General features: G+C 70.2%; 12 protein-coding genes and 3 pseudogenes. 7 read left to right on the forward strand and 8 right to left on the reverse strand.

The genetic code is table 11. The features are described from left to right. From OG870_RS05605 to OG870_RS05615, 3 genes are all read right to left on the reverse strand, one after another. Positions 1–1,227, reverse strand: coding sequence for a CaiB/BaiF CoA transferase family protein (locus OG870_RS05605; protein ID WP_266586716.1), 1,227 nt, complete (start codon positions 1,225–1,227; stop codon positions 1–3). A gap of 89 nt (positions 1,228–1,316) precedes the next feature. Next, positions 1,317–2,795, reverse strand: a complete 1,479-nt coding sequence (locus OG870_RS05610) for an aldehyde dehydrogenase family protein (RefSeq protein ID WP_327690683.1) — start codon at positions 2,793–2,795, stop codon at positions 1,317–1,319. Between the two features lie 272 nt (positions 2,796–3,067). Further along, positions 3,068–4,132: an enoyl-CoA hydratase/isomerase family protein gene (locus OG870_RS05615; protein ID WP_266586712.1), complete on the reverse strand. Its 1,065-nt coding sequence runs from the start codon at positions 4,130–4,132 to the stop codon at positions 3,068–3,070. Between the two features lie 37 nt (positions 4,133–4,169). Here OG870_RS05615 and OG870_RS05620 point away from each other — a divergent pair, with 37 nt between their 5' ends. Both OG870_RS05620 and OG870_RS05625 read left to right on the forward strand, forming a co-directional pair. Then, on the forward strand, positions 4,170–5,447 hold the full coding sequence (locus OG870_RS05620) for a CoA transferase (protein WP_326670783.1): 1,278 nt from the start codon (positions 4,170–4,172) through the stop codon (positions 5,445–5,447). Next, on the forward strand, positions 5,444–6,874 hold the full coding sequence (locus OG870_RS05625; RefSeq protein WP_266586708.1) for an amidohydrolase family protein: 1,431 nt from the start codon (positions 5,444–5,446) through the stop codon (positions 6,872–6,874). The genes OG870_RS05620 and OG870_RS05625 overlap by 4 nt, the downstream gene beginning before the upstream one ends. Before the next feature lie 438 nt (positions 6,875–7,312). Here OG870_RS05625 and OG870_RS05630 read toward each other — a convergent pair whose 3' ends face one another. Continuing rightward, positions 7,313–8,005, reverse strand: coding sequence for a TetR/AcrR family transcriptional regulator (locus OG870_RS05630; RefSeq protein ID WP_327690684.1), 693 nt, complete (start codon positions 8,003–8,005; stop codon positions 7,313–7,315). A gap of 148 nt (positions 8,006–8,153) precedes the next feature. Between OG870_RS05630 and OG870_RS05635 the strand changes: the two genes are divergently transcribed. From OG870_RS05635 to OG870_RS05650, 4 genes and pseudogenes are all read left to right on the forward strand, one after another. Then, positions 8,154–8,825, forward strand: coding sequence for an SDR family NAD(P)-dependent oxidoreductase (locus OG870_RS05635; protein ID WP_327690685.1), 672 nt, complete (start codon positions 8,154–8,156; stop codon positions 8,823–8,825). 41 nt (positions 8,826–8,866) lie between these two features. Beyond that, entirely contained in the window at positions 8,867–9,334 is a 468-nt protein-coding gene (locus OG870_RS05640; protein WP_266586702.1) for a methylglyoxal synthase, read from the forward strand. Between the two features lie 13 nt (positions 9,335–9,347). Further along, a complete protein-coding gene (locus OG870_RS05645) occupies positions 9,348–11,558 on the forward strand; it encodes an MMPL family transporter (protein WP_269648611.1) in 2,211 nt (736 codons plus the stop codon). A 251-nt stretch (positions 11,559–11,809) separates the two neighbouring features. Continuing rightward, positions 11,810–12,208: pseudogene (locus OG870_RS05650) on the forward strand (DDE-type integrase/transposase/recombinase); the annotation flags it as partial. Positions 12,209–12,441: 233 nt separating this feature from the next. Here the strand turns inward: OG870_RS05650 and OG870_RS05655 are convergent. Further along, the gene (locus OG870_RS05655) at positions 12,442–13,056 is read right to left on the reverse strand and encodes a TetR/AcrR family transcriptional regulator (RefSeq protein WP_327690686.1); all 615 of its coding nucleotides are present in this window, start codon (positions 13,054–13,056) and stop codon (positions 12,442–12,444) included. 50 nt (positions 13,057–13,106) lie between these two features. On the opposite strand from OG870_RS05655, the gene OG870_RS05660 reads away from it, so the two are divergent. Continuing rightward, the gene (locus OG870_RS05660) at positions 13,107–13,520 is read left to right on the forward strand and encodes a limonene-1,2-epoxide hydrolase family protein (RefSeq protein ID WP_266531529.1); all 414 of its coding nucleotides are present in this window, start codon (positions 13,107–13,109) and stop codon (positions 13,518–13,520) included. A gap of 363 nt (positions 13,521–13,883) precedes the next feature. Here OG870_RS05660 and istB read toward each other — a convergent pair. The 3 genes and pseudogenes from istB to OG870_RS05675 all read right to left on the reverse strand — a co-directional run bounded on the left by istB (position 13,884) and on the right by OG870_RS05675 (position 16,741). Beyond that, positions 13,884–14,678 (reverse strand): annotated as a pseudogene (gene istB / locus OG870_RS05665) (IS21-like element helper ATPase IstB). 315 nt (positions 14,679–14,993) lie between these two features. Then, a pseudogene (locus OG870_RS48100) lies at positions 14,994–15,188 on the reverse strand (hypothetical protein); the annotation flags it as partial. A 32-nt stretch (positions 15,189–15,220) separates the two neighbouring features. Beyond that, positions 15,221–16,741, reverse strand: a complete 1,521-nt coding sequence (locus OG870_RS05675) for an MFS transporter (RefSeq protein ID WP_266586696.1) — start codon at positions 16,739–16,741, stop codon at positions 15,221–15,223. Positions 16,742–16,753: the final 12 nt, after the last annotated feature.

Consider the following 16,753-nt stretch of genomic DNA (forward strand, 5'->3'; position numbering starts at 1 on the left):
TCACGTGACCGCACCGAGGAGTTTCAGATCGATGATCTCCTCCTCGGACTTGCCGAGGTCGCGCAGTACGTCGTCGGTGTGTTCGGCGAACTGCGGAGCCCGTCGGCTCTTCACGGGTGTCTCGTCGAACTGGACCGGGTTGGCGACGAGTTCCCGCTCCACCCCGTCGGCGTCGACGACCTTGGTGATGAAGCCGTTCTCGCGCAGCGCCGGGTCCATGCCGACCTCGTAGGCGTTCTGCACGAGTGCCCACTGTCCCTGCGCGCCCTCCATCCGCCGGCACCACTCGTCGAGGGTGATACCGCCGATGATCTCCGCGACGATGTCACCGCCCTCGGCGCCGTGCTCCAGGACGGCGCCGCCCGCGAAGCGCGGGTCGGTCACCAGTTCCGGCCGTCCCATGCGCTCGCAGAACTCGGGCCAGTACCTGGTGGGCTGGAGCATGGTCAGCAGCAGCCAGCGGCCGTCGGCCGTGCGGAAGGACCCGGCCAGCGGGTTCGACGACGAGCCGTGCCGCGGCTCCTGGACCTTGGGCAACGGGCCGCCGACGAGCAGGGCCTGGTTGACGGAGTACTGGGTCGCCCAGGCGCCGAGGCCCAGCAGGGACACGTCCACGACCGACGGCTCGCCGGTCGCCTTGCGGGCGTACAGCGCGGCCGCGATGCCGCCGGCCATGGTCAGGCCGCCCATTGAGTCGCCGTACGCGCCCGACGGCATCCTGGCCAGCCGGTCGGCGCCGACCGGCGTGACGCCGTCGGCGCTCCCAGCCCTTCCCCAGAACGCCGTGCTGTCATATCCGCCCTTGCCCGCGTCCTCGCCCCGGGCGCCGAAGCCGGTGCCGCGGACGTAGATGATGTCGGGATTGACCGCGCGGATGTCGTCGACGTTGATGCGCAGCTTCTCCCGCGCGCTCGGCAGGAAGTTCGTGACGAACACGTCGGCCGAGCGGATCAGCTCGTCCAGCAGCGCACGGCCTTCCGGCACCTCCAGGGCGATGCCGACACTGCGCTTGCCCCGGTTCGGGCCCTCCATGATCGGGAAAAAGGATGTCGTCGGCACGACGTCGAGGCCGAGCAGTTTCACCAGGCCACGCTGCGCGTCGCCGCGGACCGCGTGCTCGATCTTGATGACCTCGGCCCCCCACTCGGCGAGGACCCCGCCGGACGCCGGCACGAACGTGTACTGGGCGACCTCGACGATCCGTACGCCTTCCATGGGACGTTTCACGGGTACTCCTTGCTTGTCCGGTGCCTTGCTTGCCCGGTGCCTTGTCCGGTGCTGAACGCGGGATCTGTGGCGCGGCGGTCGAGGACCGCTCAGCCGATGTACCCGATGAGCTTGGTCTCGAGGTAGGTCTCGAACCCCTCGACGCCGTTCTGCCGTCCGATACCGCTGGTCTTGTAGCCCCCGTACGGTCCGTCGGCGCCGTACCACCTGCCGCCGTTCACCGAGATCGACCCGGTGCGGATGCGGTGCGCGATGGCCATGGCCCGCTCGGGCGAGGCCGAGAAGACTCCGCCGGACAGCCCGTAGCTGCTGTCGTTGGCGATGCGGATCGCGTCCTCGTCGTCGTCGTAGGCGATCACGGTGAGGACGGGGCCGAAGATCTCCTCCTGGGCGATCGTCATGGAGTTGTCGACATTGACGAACAGCGTGGGCTCGATGAAGTAGCCCTTGCCGAGGTGAGGCGGCCGGCGTCCCCCGACGACCAGTTCGGCGCCCTCCTCGACGCCCTTGTGGATGTACGCCAGGACGCGGTCGCGCTGGTTCGCGCTCACCTGCGGGCCCTGGATGTTGCCCGGGTCGGTCGGATCGCCGTACGGGATGTTTTCCATGACCGACTTCAGGATCGCCACGCCCTCGGCATACCGGGACCTGGGCAGCAGGACGCGGGTCTGCAGCGCGCATCCCTGCCCGGCGTGCGAGCAGACGGCTCTGGCGCCCGGCAGCACCTGGGCCAGGTCGGCGTCGTCGCAGACGATCATCGCAGACTTGCCGCCGAGTTCGAGGAACACGCGCTTGAGCGTGGCGGCGCCCTTCTCCATGATCCGCTTGCCGGTGACCGTCGAGCCGGTGAACGAGATCAGGTCCACCCGCGGGTCGAGGGTGAGGGCCTCGCCGACCAGGTGGTCGGAGGACGGAACGATGTTCACCACACCGGCGGGGATGTCGGTGTGCTCGGCGATGAGCCGGCCCAGGCGGGTGGCGTTCCAGGGGGTGTCCGGTGCGGGCTTCACGACGACCGTGTTGCCTGTGGCGAGGATCGGGCCGAGCTTGTTGGCGGTCACCTCGAACGGGTAGTTCCACGGGATGATCGCGCCGACGACACCCTGCGGCTCCTTGACCACCTTCCGCTTGCTGGCCATCCCGAAGGCGTTCCCGTCGGGCAGTTGCCGCTCCCATGGGAACTGCTCGATGTACTTGGCCGGCCAGCGCAGGGCGTCCTCCAGAGGGGAGTCCAACTGCAGCCGGGTGACCGCCACCGGGGTGCCGGCCTCGGCGACGAGCTCGGCGCGCATGTGCTCGCGTTCGGACTCCAGGGCCTCCTGCAGCTGTTCGAGGCAGCGTCGGCGGAAGGCGTGGTCGGTCGCCCAGTCGGTCTCGTCGAACGCCCGCCGGGCCGCGGTGACGGCCTGCGCCATGTCCTCGTGCCCGGCGTCGGCGACGCTGCCCAGCACTTCCTCGGTCGCGGGGTTGATGTTGTCGAAGAGCTTGCCGGACGCCGCTTCGACGAGCTTGCCGTCGATGAGCATGCGGCGTTCCGGTGTGAACGGACCGACGCTGGTCTCGATCATTTGCGCTACCTCTCCGTGGGTGCGGACATCGCGGGTGACGTCACGGTCGGCAACGGCGGGGGGCGGCGCTTGACCGTGGGTACGCGGCGGCGGTCCCCCCGGCAGGGCTCGGCCGACGCCCGGTTCCTGCGGTGACACCGCAGGTCGCAAGGGCGCCAGCCCCTCCGTCCACGCTAACGAAAGGCTTTCCGGAAGCCATATCGTATGGCTTCCAGGCAGGGGTGTCGAGATCCGTGCACGCCTCAGCTCGGCGTGTGTTCCCGTGTTCCGGGTCAGGCGCCGGTCGGGCCGGACGGGCTCAGTTCGTCGACCAGACCCCAGTCCAGGGCGCGTTCGGCGGTGAGCGGGCAGCCGGTCAGCACGAGATGGAGGGTGCGCCAGCGGCCGATGCGGCGCGGAACGCTGACCGTTCCGCCGGCGCCGGGGATCAGGCCCATGCCCAGTTCGGGCAGGCGGAAGACGGCTCCCGGGTCGGCGACGACCCGGGAGGCGAAGGCGGGCAGCTCGATCCCGGCGCCGATGCAGTTGCCGTGGAGGCGGACGGTGACGCGGTCGCGCAGCTTGTGCAGGGGAAGGGCGGCGCCGGCGCGGGTGCGGATCAGATGTGCGGTGTCCAGGTCGCGGGCGACTCCGAATTCGCCGAGGTCGCCGCCGGAGCAGAAGGAGGGCCCGTTGCCGCTCAGGACGACCTCGGTGAGGGTGTCGTCCAGCAGTGCGAGGTCGAGCGCGGCGACGAGGGCGTCGCGCAGTTCCCGGCCATAGGCGTTGTGCCGTTCCGGCCGGTTGAGGGTCACCCGCAGGACGTCCCCGTCCCGGCACACGAGCACGGGATCGGCCGGGGCGGGCGGCGGCGGCCGGCGGGGAGCGCGGGCGGCCTGCCAGCGGGCGAAGCGACGGCCCGCCAGCAGTGTGGAGTAGGCGAGCGACTCGGCGTCGAGGGCCTGTCCTACGGTCAGCCGCGGGCCGGTGCGCAGCAGACGGCCCAGGATGACGGCCGCCTGGGGGCTGTCCGCGGCCGCGCGCACCAGGGTGCGGGCTGTCGCCTCGGGGTCGTCGACTGCGACCAGACGCCGATCGGCGCTGTCGACGGGCACGAGTGTCAGGTCCAGCGCGTCCAGCAGCGGTGGGACGAGGTGGCGTGTGCCGTCGGTCGTGCGGGTGAGGCCCACCAGCAGGCGGTCGCACTCCGCGGCCCGGCGCACCGCCCGGCGCAGCACTGTCTCGTCGGCGGCCGGCTGGTCCAGGTCGACGACGACCAGCGGATCCTCCACGGTCCCGTCCGCACCGAGCAGCTCCGCCTGTGCCGCGCCCGCGGCCAGGTCCTCGACACGGATCATGGTTGGTGCAGCCACCTCCTCGTTCTACCATCCGGGCATGGTCACTGGGGCACCGCAGTCAGCCGCTGCCGCGGCAGACGCCTGGGCACGCAGTGGAGTGATGTGGCTGACCGGGCACGCCGGCGGGACTCCGCTGGTGCCCATGGGCGAGGCGGCCGCTCTCGCCGCGCGCCTGGCCGCGCACATCGGGCGGGCCGGCGCGGAGGCGGGCCGTCCGGTACGGGTGGACGGAGGGCGGCTGCTGGCCGAGCGGGCGGCGCTGACCGGCGCCACTCGCAGGGGGCGGGTCTCGGTGGGCGGCGGGTGCCGGTTGCTGCCCACGGCGGACGGCTGGGCGGCGGTCTCCTGCGTACGCCCGGACGACCCGCTGCTGTGGAGCGCGCTGATCGGGCATGAGCTGGACGAGTGGCTGCCGCGGCGACTGGCCACCTGGCTCGCCGCGCACAGCACGGCCGAGCTGGAGGAGCGGGTGGCGCTGCTGGGACTGGCGGCCGGGGCGGTACGCGGGTGGCCGGGCGGGGGGCTGGAGGCGGATGCCGTACGCGTGCCGCGCCCTGGCCGGCCCCGCTCGGTGCGCGGCATGCTGGTCGTCGACTTCAGCGCACTGTGGGCCGGTCCGCTGTGCGCGCACCTGCTGGGGCTGGCCGGGGCGGAGGTGGTCAAGGTCGAGGTGCCCTCGCGTCCGGACGGTGCGAGGTTCGGCAACCGGGCCTTCTACGACCTGCTGCACGCCGGGCACCGCGCGGTGGCACTGGACCCGGCCGACCGGGCCGACCGAGCGGCGCTGCACGCGCTGGTGCGCGCCGCGGACGTGGTCGTCGAGGCCTCCCGCCCCCGGGCCCTGGCCCGGTTCGGCCTGGACGCGGCGGCCGAGGTGGAGCGCGGCTGCACCTGGGTGTCGATCACCGCCTACGGCCGGTCCGTGGACCGGGTGGGGTTCGGCGACGACGTGGCCGCGGCAGGCGGCCTGCTGGCCACCGACGACCAGGGAACGCCGGTCTTCTGCGGGGACGCGATCGCCGACCCGCTGACCGGTCTGACGGCCGCCGCGCTGGCGATGTCCGAACCCGAGGGCGGTGGCGGAGTGCTGTGGGAGGTGGCGATGGCCGATGTGGTGGCGGCGACGGTACGCGCGCATACGGCCCCCACGGCGCGCGCGCTGCCCTTGGACGGCGGTGACGGCTGGCAGGTGGACACCGGCGCGGGCCTGGTCCCGGTGGCGGCGCCGGTGGCCCGCACGCCCGCCGGTGCCGCGCCGATGCTGGGCGCGGACACCGGTGCGGTGCTGCGCCGGCTCGGGATCGCCGTACCATGACCGGCCTGCTCATCCGCGGCGCGGAGATCGACGGAGAGCTCCTGGATGTGCGGATCGGACGCGGCCGGGTGCTGGAGACGGGCCGCGCCCTGCCGCGCGCGGGCCGTGCGGAGCACGAGCTCCAGGCGCACGGTGGAGCCCTGCTGCCCGGGTTGACGGACCATCACCTGCACCTGTTCGCCACCGCGGCGGACCTCGCCTCCGCCGCGTGCGACCCGGCCACGGTCCACGACGCGCAGGGGCTGGCGCGGGCCCTGCACCGCGCCGGCCCCGACCGGCACGGCTGGGTCCGGGGGGTGCGCTACCACGAATCCGTGGCGGGCGAGTTGGACGCGGCCCGGCTGGACGCGCTGCGCGCTGACGTGCCGGTGAGGGTGCAGCACCGCAGCGGCGCGCTGTGGATGCTCAACTCCCGTGCTGTCGCGGCCGTCGGCCTGGCCACGGCCGATCACGCCGGGGTGGAGCGGGACGCCGACGGCCGCCCGACCGGACGGCTGTGGCGGGCGGACGCCTGGCTGCGCGGTCGCCTGCCGCCCGGCGCCCCGCCCTCGCTGGCCGACCTGGGCCGACGACTGGCCGGATACGGCATCACCACGATCACCGACGCCACGCCCGGCCTGGACGCCGCCACGGTCGCGGCCGTGTCCGAGGCGATGGCCCGCCAAGAACTGCCGCAACGGGTGCATCTGCTCGGCGCACCGCTCACCGGCAGCCCGCCCGAACGGTCCGGTCCGCGATCCGGCCCGTGGAAGATCGTCATCGCCGACTCGGCGCTGCCCGGCTTCGACGAACTCGCCGAAGCCGTCGAGGCGGCGCACCGGACCGGCCGGCCGGTCGCCGTGCACTGTGTGACCCGCGAAGCGATCCTGCTGCTCCTGGCGGTACTGGAGGAAGTGGGTACGCTCCCCGGCGACCGGCTGGAACACGCGTCCCTGACTCCTTGCGAAGTCCTGCCGACCGTACGGCGCCTGGGCCTGCGGGTGGTGACCCAGCCGGGCTTCCTCGCCGACCGCGGCGACGACTACCGGCGCGGCACACCCGCCGACGAGCACGGCGACCTGTACCGCTGCGCGTCGCTGCGGGCGGCCGGGATCCCGGTGGGCCTGTCCAGCGACGCGCCCTACGGGCCCATCGACCCCTGGGCGGTCATGCGCGCCGCCGTGCAGCGGCGCACCGGCTCGGGCGCCGTCCTCGGCCCCGGCGAACGGCTCACTCCCGCCCAGGCAATTACGGGCTACCTCTCCACTGCCCAGCGGCCGGGCGACTCGCCACAGCGGATCCACCCGGGGGCGCCGGCCGATCTGGTGCTGCTGCGCGCCCCCATAGCCCAGGCACTGGCCCTCTTGGACGCCGAGCTGGTACGGCTGGTGCTGATCGGCGGTCGTCCCGTGGCCGGCGATGACACCGGACCCGCACAGGACGCGTGAACAGCTGCGCGGTTCACCGGCGCCGTGGGCTTGATCCGCTTGGACGGACATCCGAGATCAGGAGTTGTGCGCCGGGTGACGCAGCAGAGCACCGGAAAGAAAGCGGCAGGCATCGACGGGGACGTTGCGCTGAGAGGTCGTTTTCCTCTATTTTGTGCAACTTCACGCGCCACAGGCAGGCGCTTGCGTCTCTCACGTATCGGGTTCCTGCGCAGAGCGGCGGGAGTAATCGCTGATATCAACTCCCCTTGGAATGAGACGGGCTTCCTCGGATGAGACGGGCAATGTGGGCCTCCCTCGCGCCCCGTCAATCGCTCCAACCCCTGAGGTATCTCAAGGCCCACTCCGCCGCGGGGACTTGTTGGGATGAAACGTAATCTATAGAGGAAAACGACCTCTTAGGAGTCATTAGAGCCAGACAACGACGCGTGCCGACGGTCAGGCGCCGCAGGCCCCGTTTCCGCCGAGGCTGGTCATGGCGCGGTACAGCTGCTCCCCGGTGAGCGGCGGTGCCGGCAGCGGGTGGGCGCGGTCGGTTCGGAAGCCGTCGAGCAGGAGGTAGAGGTGGCGGCGCCAGGCGTTTGGGGCGATGGCGTGGGTGGCCTCGGTGACGCGGCTGTGCGACCAGATGACGAAGGCGAGGTCCTGGGGGGTGAGGTCGGGGCGCAGGCTGCCCTGCTCCTGGGCACGCTCGACGATGTGTACGCCGAGTTCGCGGATGCGGGTCTGGGTGCCTGCCAGGCAGGCGCTCTCCGGCAGTCGTATGGAGGCCAGGTCGTTGAACCCCCGGTCCTGTGACTGGAGTTCGCACATGGTCTCCAGGAAGTGGCACAGCCCCGCCCAGGCGTCGTCCATGGTGACGGCCTTCTCGGCGGCCTCCCGCCAGGCGGCCAGCTTCCCGGCGAAGGTTGCCTGCACCAGGTCCAGCCGGGTGGGGAAGTGCCGGTACAGCGTGCCGATGGCCAGCCCGGCCCGCTTGGCCACCTGCTCCAGGGATGCCTCCAGGCCCTGCTCGGCGAAGCAGGAGCGGGCCGCGGTGAGCAGGGCCTCGCGATTGCGCTGCGCGTCGCGCCGCAGGGGGCGGGCAGGGGCCGGGTTTTCGGCGGAGGCGGACGGACGGTCGATGGCCATGCCACTCAGCCTATCAACCGGAGGGCAGCCTCATATTCTCTGCTACGCTCCAGAACATGAGGCCGCCCTCGACTTTCAGTCCTGACCGCTGTCGTGGCGAGAGGTGCCCCTCATCCGTCCAGTCCGTCCGACCACAGGAGCACCACCCATGCCCGTCATCGCCGTCATCGGAGCAGGCCCAGGCCTGGGCCTGTCCATCGCCCGCCGCTTCGGAAGGGAGGGTTTCCAGGTCGCCCTGGTCGCCCGGACCCAGGACAAGCTCGACGCGCTCGCCGCACAGCTCGCCGAGGAGGGCATCGAGGCCGCGGGCTTCGCCGCGGACGTGACGCGTCCCGACTCGCTGCAGTCGGCGCTCGCCGCGGTCGCCGACCGGTTCGGCGCCATCGACGTACTGGAGTACTCACCCGCCGACCCCACATTCGCCGGCGCCGCCGCCGTCGACGCCACCGCGCAGGACCTCCACAAGCAGCTCGACTACTACCTGTACGGAGCGGTCGCCGCGGTCCGTCAGGTGCTGCCCGCCATGCTCGAACGCGGCAGCGGCACCCTGCTGTTCTCCACGGGCGCCTCCTCCATCCGGCCGAGCGGCGGCGCGTTCGGCAGCATCGGCGTCGCAGCGGCGGCCCTGCGCAACTACGCCATGGCCCTGGGCATCGACCTCGCCGAGCACGGAGTGCACGCCGCACACGTGGCGATCGGGGTGTACATCGGCAGCGGTCCCGGCACAGAGCCCGAGACCATCGCCGAGCACTACTGGGACGCGTACACCAAACGCGACCAGGCCGAGATCGTCCACACCGCCCCCGGCGGCACCCGGTGAACACCTCCGGCTTACCCGCGGCGAACACGGCCACGCCACCCATGGTGATAGCTCTCATTGCACACGATGCGAAGAAACATGAACTGGCCAAATGGGCCCAGGCGCAACACGCCTGGCTCATGGGGAAGCGATTGGTAGCCACACGTAGTACGGCGCGCGTTGTGACCGAGTCGACGGGGTTACCCGTCGACTCGGTCGAGTCGGGGCCGTTGGGTGGAGACCAGCAGATCGGCGCGCTGGTCAGCACCGGACAGGTGACCTGCCTGGTGTTCTTCTGGGACCCGCTGGGAGTCCACCCGCACGCTCACGACGTGTATGCACTGCTGCGCCTCGCGACCCTGTACGACGTTCCCACCGCCACAAACCCGGCCACGGCACATGCTCTTGCCGACTCGCGGTTCCCCTCGCGGATGCCGCAGCCAGGGCGATTGCAAAATCATGATGATCCGGTCACCGGACCCGGCTCTCGGCGAGAGCGCCTCGGCACCTACCGAACCACCCACCCCTGAACGTGGAGCCCCATTGTCTACTCTCGCACGCTGGTGCTACCAACACCGGGTCGTCGTCGTGCTGCTCTGGCTCGGCCTGCTCGGCGGACTCGTTGCCGCTTCGCAGAGCGCCGGAAGCGCCTACAACAACAGCTTCTCACTGCCGAACAGCGAGTCCAACAAGGCCCTGAACCTGTTGAGATCGTCCTTCCCCGCTCAGGCCGGCGACACGGACACCGTGGTCTGGCATGTCGACTCCGGCTCCGTCCGCGACAGCGCGACGAGGGAGCGGATGACCGACACCCTGGACAAGATCGCCAAGCTGCCCGAGATCAGCGGTGTCACCAGCCCCTACAGTGCGCAGGGCTCGGCCCAGATCAGCAAGGACGGCCGCACCGCCTACGCCCAGGTGAACTTCGCCAAGGTCCAGCAGGACCTCGACGATGCGGACGTCCAGCGGGTGATCGACACCGCTGATGCGGCCAGGACCGACGGCCTGCAGGTCGAACTGGGCGGCCAGGCGATCAAGAGCACCGAGCAGGCACCGCCGGCCACCAGTGAACTCATCGGCGTGTTGGCGGCCGCCGTGGTGCTCTTCATCGCCTTCGGCTCGCTGTTCGCCATGCTGTTGCCGATCCTGACCGCGACAGCCGGGGTCGGCACCGCCATCCTCGCCACGGGCCTGCTCAGTCATGGGATGACCATCGGTGAGATCGCCCCGACCCTGTCCACCCTCATCGGCCTGGGTGTGGGCATCGACTACGCCCTGTTCATCGTCACCCGGCACCGCAAGGGCCTGCAGTCCGGGCTCGACGTCCAGGAATCCCTGGTCAGGGCGGTGAACACCTCGGGACGTGCCGTACTCTTCGCCGGCGGCACCGTTTGCATCGCCCTGCTGGGCATGTTCGTCCTGCAGACCGAATTCCTCAACGGAGTCGCCGTGGCTTCGGCGCTGACGGTGGCGCTGACCGTCCTCGCCGCGGTGACCCTCCTTCCGGCCCTGCTGGGACTGCTCGGCATGCGGGTTCTCGGCCGGCGGGCGCGGCGCAGGCTGGCAGCCGGCGAGCCACTGCCCGAGAACGCCACATCCGGCCCCTGGGTCCGCTGGGCCGCTGTGGTCGAGCGGCGCCCCCGTGTGCTGTCCCTGGTCGCGCTGGTGGTGATGGTCGCCCTCACCCTCCCCGTCTTCTCCCTGCGCCTGGGGTCGTCGGACGCGGGCAACAACCCGGCGTCCACCACCACCCGCAAGGCCTACGACCTGCTGGCCGACGGATTCGGCCCCGGCTTCAACGGGCCACTGCAGCTCGTCGCCCAGGTCCCCTCGGCCGCGGACAAGGCCGCCCTGACGAAACTGTCCGCCCGGCTGGAGAACGTCGAAGGCGTCGCGAGCGTCACCGCGATGCCCATCCGGCCCGGCTCCACGGTGGGCATCGTCCAGGTCTTCCCCACCGCCTCCCCCCAGGACAAGGAGACCTCCGACCTGATCGACCGCCTACGTGACGAGGTGATCCCCACAGCCGAGAAGGGCACCGCCCTCAAGGTCTACGTCGGCGGACCGACCGCGATGTTCAACGACTTCGCGACGGTACTCACCGGCAAGCTGCCGCTGTTCATCGTGGTGATCGTCATCCTCGGCGGGCTGCTGCTCATGCTCGCCTTCCGCAGTCTGCTGATCCCGGTCGTCGCGGGGGTGATGAACCTGCTGGCCGCCGGAGCCTCCTTCGGCATCCTGATCGCGGTGTTCCAGTGGGGCTGGGGCTCGGAAGCCCTGGGACTCGGCAGGGCAGGTCCGATAGAAGCCTTCCTCCCCGTGATGATGATCTCCATCCTGTTCGGACTGTCCATGGACTACCAGGTGTTCCTGGTCAGCCGAATGCATGAGGAGTGGGTGCACACCAAGGACAACGCCCGCTCGGTGCGCGTCGGCCAGGTGGAGACGGCGCGGGTCATCACCGCTGCCTCCGCCATCATGGTCTGCGTCTTCATCGCCTTCGTCTTCGGCGGCCAGCGCACGATCGCGGAGTTCGGCATCGGCCTGTCCGCCGCGGTCGCCCTGGACGCCTTCGTCCTGCGCACCATCCTGGTCCCGGCATCCATGCACCTGTTCGGCAAGGCCAACTGGTGGCTCCCGGCCTGGCTGGACCGCAGGATGCCCCACCTCTCGGTCGACCCACCCGACGAACCCTTCCCGGCCTCCGCACAGGACAGCCCGGCCCCCGAACCCGAGCCGTCCGCGCGTTCCTGAAGCCCGCCCCTGCGCCACAAGGCGGAACAGGCACCCGTGGTGGGGCGTCCCGGAGATCATGAGCCGGGACGCCCCACCAGAAGGCCATAGGCCGTATGAATCTCTGCCCGAGGTGACGGCGCCCCCGTGCCGCGCCCCGCCCGGTCGCACCACTCCCACGCCCCTGCGCCTATGCCGCCGCCGAGGCAGTCGCCTCCGGACGCGCGGGCGTCATACCCAAGATCCACGCCGGCGCCGCCGAGGGACTGCGAGTCCTGCACAACGCCCGCACCTCGGCCGTGAAGGCCAAGCGGTTCTTCCGCCGTCTGCTCAAGGAGTACGAGTACGTGCCCCGGGTGATCGTGACCGACAAACTGCGCTCCTACGGCGCCGCCCACCGCCAGGTCATGCCCTCGGCCGAGCACCGTCAGTCGAAGTACCTCAACAACCGGGCCGAGAACAGTCACCAGCCAACGAGGCAGCGGGAACGCGCCATGCGGCGCTTCACCTCACCAGGGCACGCCCAGAGATTCCTGTCCGCTTTCAGCGGCATCTCAGCCCACTTCCGCCCTCGCCGCCACCTGCTCACAGCCCGTGACTACCGCACCGAAATGACCCACCGTTTCACCATCTGGCGCACCGTCACCGGCTGCGCCCCCGCGAATGCCTGACGGCACAACACCGGCCACACGAGACCACCCCAGCCTGCCCCAACTACCCCATCACCCACACAAATTGACAGTGCCGGGCTATGGCTTCTGAGCTGCGGTCGACATGTTCGTCAATGATCGTCGCCTGTCGTGCTTCGCCGGTGTCGTGTTGCACGAATGTGGTACAGGGAGTGGGTGCGCTCGATCGCTGGAAGCGTCCCCGGTTGGACTGGGTGATGAGATCGCGTCTGGGGTTATGCGCTGATGCCGCGGAGGAGTCGTTCCATGGCGGTGGCGGATTCTTCTTTGGCTGTGTCGGGGTCGGGGGCGTTGGCGATGTAGAGAGCCGCCTCGTCGAGTGCTGCGAGCAGGATGTGGGCGAGCGCGTCGAGGGGTTGTGGGGCGATGGTGCCTTCGGTGACGGCGCGTTCGAGGAGGGTGCGGATGGCGCCGAGTCCGTACTTTTCCTCCAGGGTGCGCCATTGTTGCCAGCCGAGGACGGCGGGTCCGTCGATGAGGAGGATCTGCTGCACGTCACGGTGGCTGGCGGCAGCGTCGAGGAATCCGATCAGCCCGGATCTGAGCTGTTCGGCGGCGCTGCCGATCTGGTCTGCGCCTGAGGCGGCGGTCAAGAGCTCGGTCTCGACGGCTTCGAATACCGCGTGGAAGAGCGCCTTCTTGCCGTTGAAGTGGTGGTAGAGCGCACCCCTCGTCCCGACCCCCGCTTCGGCCACGATCTCCTCGGTCCCGGTGTTGAAGTAGCCCTTGGTCACGAACAGGCGCCTGGCCGCCTCGAGTAGGGCCGCGCGGGTGGCCTCTGACCGCTGCGCGATCGCGGAGGCCCGGGTGGGGGGTTGCTCGTTCGACATGCCCTCAGTATGGTCCACATACAGGTTGTATGTTGACTGATTCGGAGGACATGATGAGCACCAATACAGCGCTGGTGAGCGAGTTCTGCGACCTGATGGTCAAACGTGACGCGGAGGTCCTGCGCCGTTTCTTCACTGCCGACGCCGTGTACCACAACGTCGGTATGCCGCCGGCGGTCGGCGTCGACGCCATCGTAGAGAACCTGGCTCAGCAGATGACGGCGTTCCCAGACAGCTATGAGTACCGGATGGTCAACCTGGCTGGGGACGGTGATGTCGTGCTCACCGAGCGGGTCGACATGATCCGTACACCGGACGGTATCAAGCACGGGGTTCCGGTGATGGGCACCTTCGTTATCACTGGCGGCAAGATCAGCCGGTGGACCGACTACTTCGACACTGCGCTCCTCGTCAAGATGAACACCGGCGAGGACTACAGCGCCCTGGTCCCGCAATCGTCCTGATCCAGGGGCCGCGCCGCCCTTCTGTGCGCCCGTCGAGGTTTGGCTGTCATCCCGTCGCCTGATGGCGCCTCGGTCACGCCGTGCTGGGACCGCAACCCATTTCCGATCCGCCGGCCGAATTCGCCAAGCTTGCGGTCCCAGGGCGGCGTGATAGCCACCAGATCGGGCGACGGGATGACAACCGAACCGGCCACCATGCCAGCGTGACCGTTCCGCTTCTGCGCGCGTCATCCTGGAGCCTGCCTGCCCGGCGAGGGGAGTTGTTCTTCTCCTGCAGGTGTACGCCGACACCTGCGGGCTCTCCACGTTGACCCGTCCTCCGGTCGGTGTGATCGGCGCCTGGGAAGGAAGGGCCCGGTGCCGTCAGGAGACGGCAGCGGCCTGCTGGCGGGCTTTGGTGTGGGCGAGTCGGTAGGAGTCGCTGCCGGTCTCGATGATGTTGCCGCCGAAGGTGAGGCGGTCCACGATGGCCGCGCAGAGCCTCGGGTCGGTGAACGTCTTGGTCCAGGAGGAGAACGACTCGTTGGAGGCGATCGCCACGCTGTTCTTTTCCTCGCGCTCGGTCAGAACCTGGAACAGCAGCTCGGCGCCGCGCCGGTCCAGCTCCATGTAGGCCCAGCTCGTCAATACAGAGAAGATCGACTCGTCCGTAGCGGGCGATCGTCTCGGTCAGCAGTTTCTCGTCGGCGGCCTCGACGAGCTCGTTGACGAGCTTGGTGGCCGGGACGTGCTTGACCCGGAAGCCGGCCATCGCGGCCTCGGTGCCCAGCGAGATCAGCAGGTGTGACTTGCCGGTGCCGCTGTCGCCGATCAGACACAGGGGCAGCCCTTTGCGGACCCAGTCGCACGAGGCCAGGGTGTGGATGCAGCTGGGTCGATGGCGTGGTTCGCGTCGAACTCGAAGGTGCGCAGTGCCTTCTCGCGGGGGAAGTCCGCGGCTTTGATCCGGCGCTCGCAACGGCGGCGGTTGCGGTCGTCACACTCGGCCATCAGCAGCTCGGCCAGGAACCCGCGGTAGGTCATCTGATCGCGGACCGCGGCGTCGGCGAGCTCGGAGAACTGGCCGCGCATCGTGGGCAGCCGCAGGTTGCGGCAGGCGGCATCGATGGCGGCATCAGCAGCCTGTTCGGTCAGGCCGCGGTGACGGGTGACGCTCATGGCGGGGCTCCTTAACTGGTGGGACGCCCGGCTGACGGCCGAGTGTGACGCAGGAGTTGGTCGTAGGCGGCCACCGACGGCAGCGGACGTGAGTCTGGCGGCAGTGCGGCCAGGCGGCGTTCGGTTGGCCAGGACGTCCCCGCGCACGTCGGTCACGATGACTGCGGCGTCGGCGACCGGGGCCCCGCTGTCGGCGGAGCGCACCACCCCGGTCAGCCCGCTGGTACCGCTGAGCAGGATGTCGAACGCAACCGGCTCGTCGCCCACGGCCACTGTCGTGGCCTGCGGCTGGTATCCGTCTGCGGACGCGATGAGGACGTAGGATCCGGCGCCGGGCGCGTCCACGCCGTACGAGCCGTCGGCGCGGGTGACGGAGCGGCCCACCTGACGTCCTGCGAGCGGGATCAGCGTCATCGAGGCTCCGGCCAGGGGCGTCTTCCCCGCGCCTCGGGCGCGTCCACCGTCCGGTAGCCCTCCGGCAACGGCCGCGGCGGTGGAGGGCACCGGCATCCGCTGGGCGGCGGACGGGAAACGGTGACCCACTACTTCTCCATGGTGTTGGCCCCGGTGGCCGGTACGGCGGCCCTGTCCGGGATCGCGGTCGGTATGGCCGACTCGGCTGCAGTGTCCACCGCCCTGGCGGTGGCGGGGCGGTGGCGCGGGATGAAGGAGGCGAGGACGCACGCGAGGAGGCCGGCGCCGGCGCCGACGGCCATGACCGTCTTGAAGCCGTTCTCCGACGGCAGGGAGACGGAGCCGACCGTCGTCGTCATCTGGGAGAGGATCACGGCGGCGACCGCGCTGGCGGACGACGTGCCGATAGACCGCATGAGGGTGTTGAGGCTGTTCGCGGCACCCGTCTCGGACGCGGGGACCGCGCCCATGATGAGGGCAGGCATGGCGCCGAAGGTGAAGCCGATGCCGGCGCCGACGATGCAGGACGCCAAAATGAACTGCCAGACCTCGTCCATGAGGACGATGTTCAGGCCGTAGCCGGCGGCCACGATCAGAGCGCCGGTCATCAGGGTCGTCTTCGGGCCCCGGGCCTTGGAGAGGAGGGCGGACACCGGAGCCGCGGCCATCATCACCAGGCCCATCGGCGCCAGGACCAGGCCGGCGGTGAGCAGCGACCTGCCCAGACCGTAGCCGGTCGCAGTGGGCAGCTGCAGGAGCTGCGGCACGACAAGCATTATCGTGAACATGCCGAACCCAACGGCGATCGAGGCGACGTTGGTGAACAGCACCTGACGGCGCGCGGCGGTGCGCAGGTCCACCAGCGGTTCCTTGACGCGCAGTTCGAACAAGCCCCACAACAGCAGCACCACGACGGCCGCGGCGAACAGGCCGAGGGTGGTGCCGCTGGTCCAGCCCCAGTCGGCGCCCTTGGAGATGGCAAGGAGCAGGCAGACCAGGCCGGCCGCCATGCCGATGGCGCCGACGACGTCGAAGCGTCCGCCAGTGCGCACCTGCGACTCCGGTACGAGCGCCAGTACCAGGACGGTGGCGAGGGCGCCGGCGCCGGCGGAGGCCCAGAACAGCGTGTGCCAGTCGAAGTTGTCGGCGATGGCCGCGGCGGCGGGCAGGCCGAGGGCACCGCCCACGCCCAGGGATGCGCTCATCAGTGCGGTGGCGGAGCTGAGCCGCTCCGGGGGCAGCTCGTCACGCATGATGCTGATGCCGAGCGGGATGACGCCGGCAGCCATTCCCTGCAGCACCCGTCCGACGATCATTGGTGTCAGTGAGTCGCTGAGTGCGGCGATGACCGAGCCGGTCACCAGCATGACCAGGCTGACCAGAAGCATACGGCGCTTGCCGACCATGTCTCCCAGCCGGCCCATCACGGGGGTGGCGACGGCGCCCGCGAGCAGGGTGGCGGTGATGGCCCAGGAAGCGTTCGACGGCGAGGTTCCCAGCTGCTTCGGAAGGTCCGGGATGATGGGGATGACCAGGGACTGCATCAGCGAGAACACGATTCCGCCGAAGGCCAGGGCCGCCACCACGGCCTGGGGGCGCGGTGCTGTGGCCCTTCCGTCATCGACGGTTCGGGGACGGGAATGGGGCATGGTCGAGCCTCC

Origin of the sequence: Streptomyces sp. NBC_00461, assembly GCF_036013935.1 — a bacterium.
GTDB lineage: Bacteria > Actinomycetota > Actinomycetes > Streptomycetales > Streptomycetaceae > Streptomyces.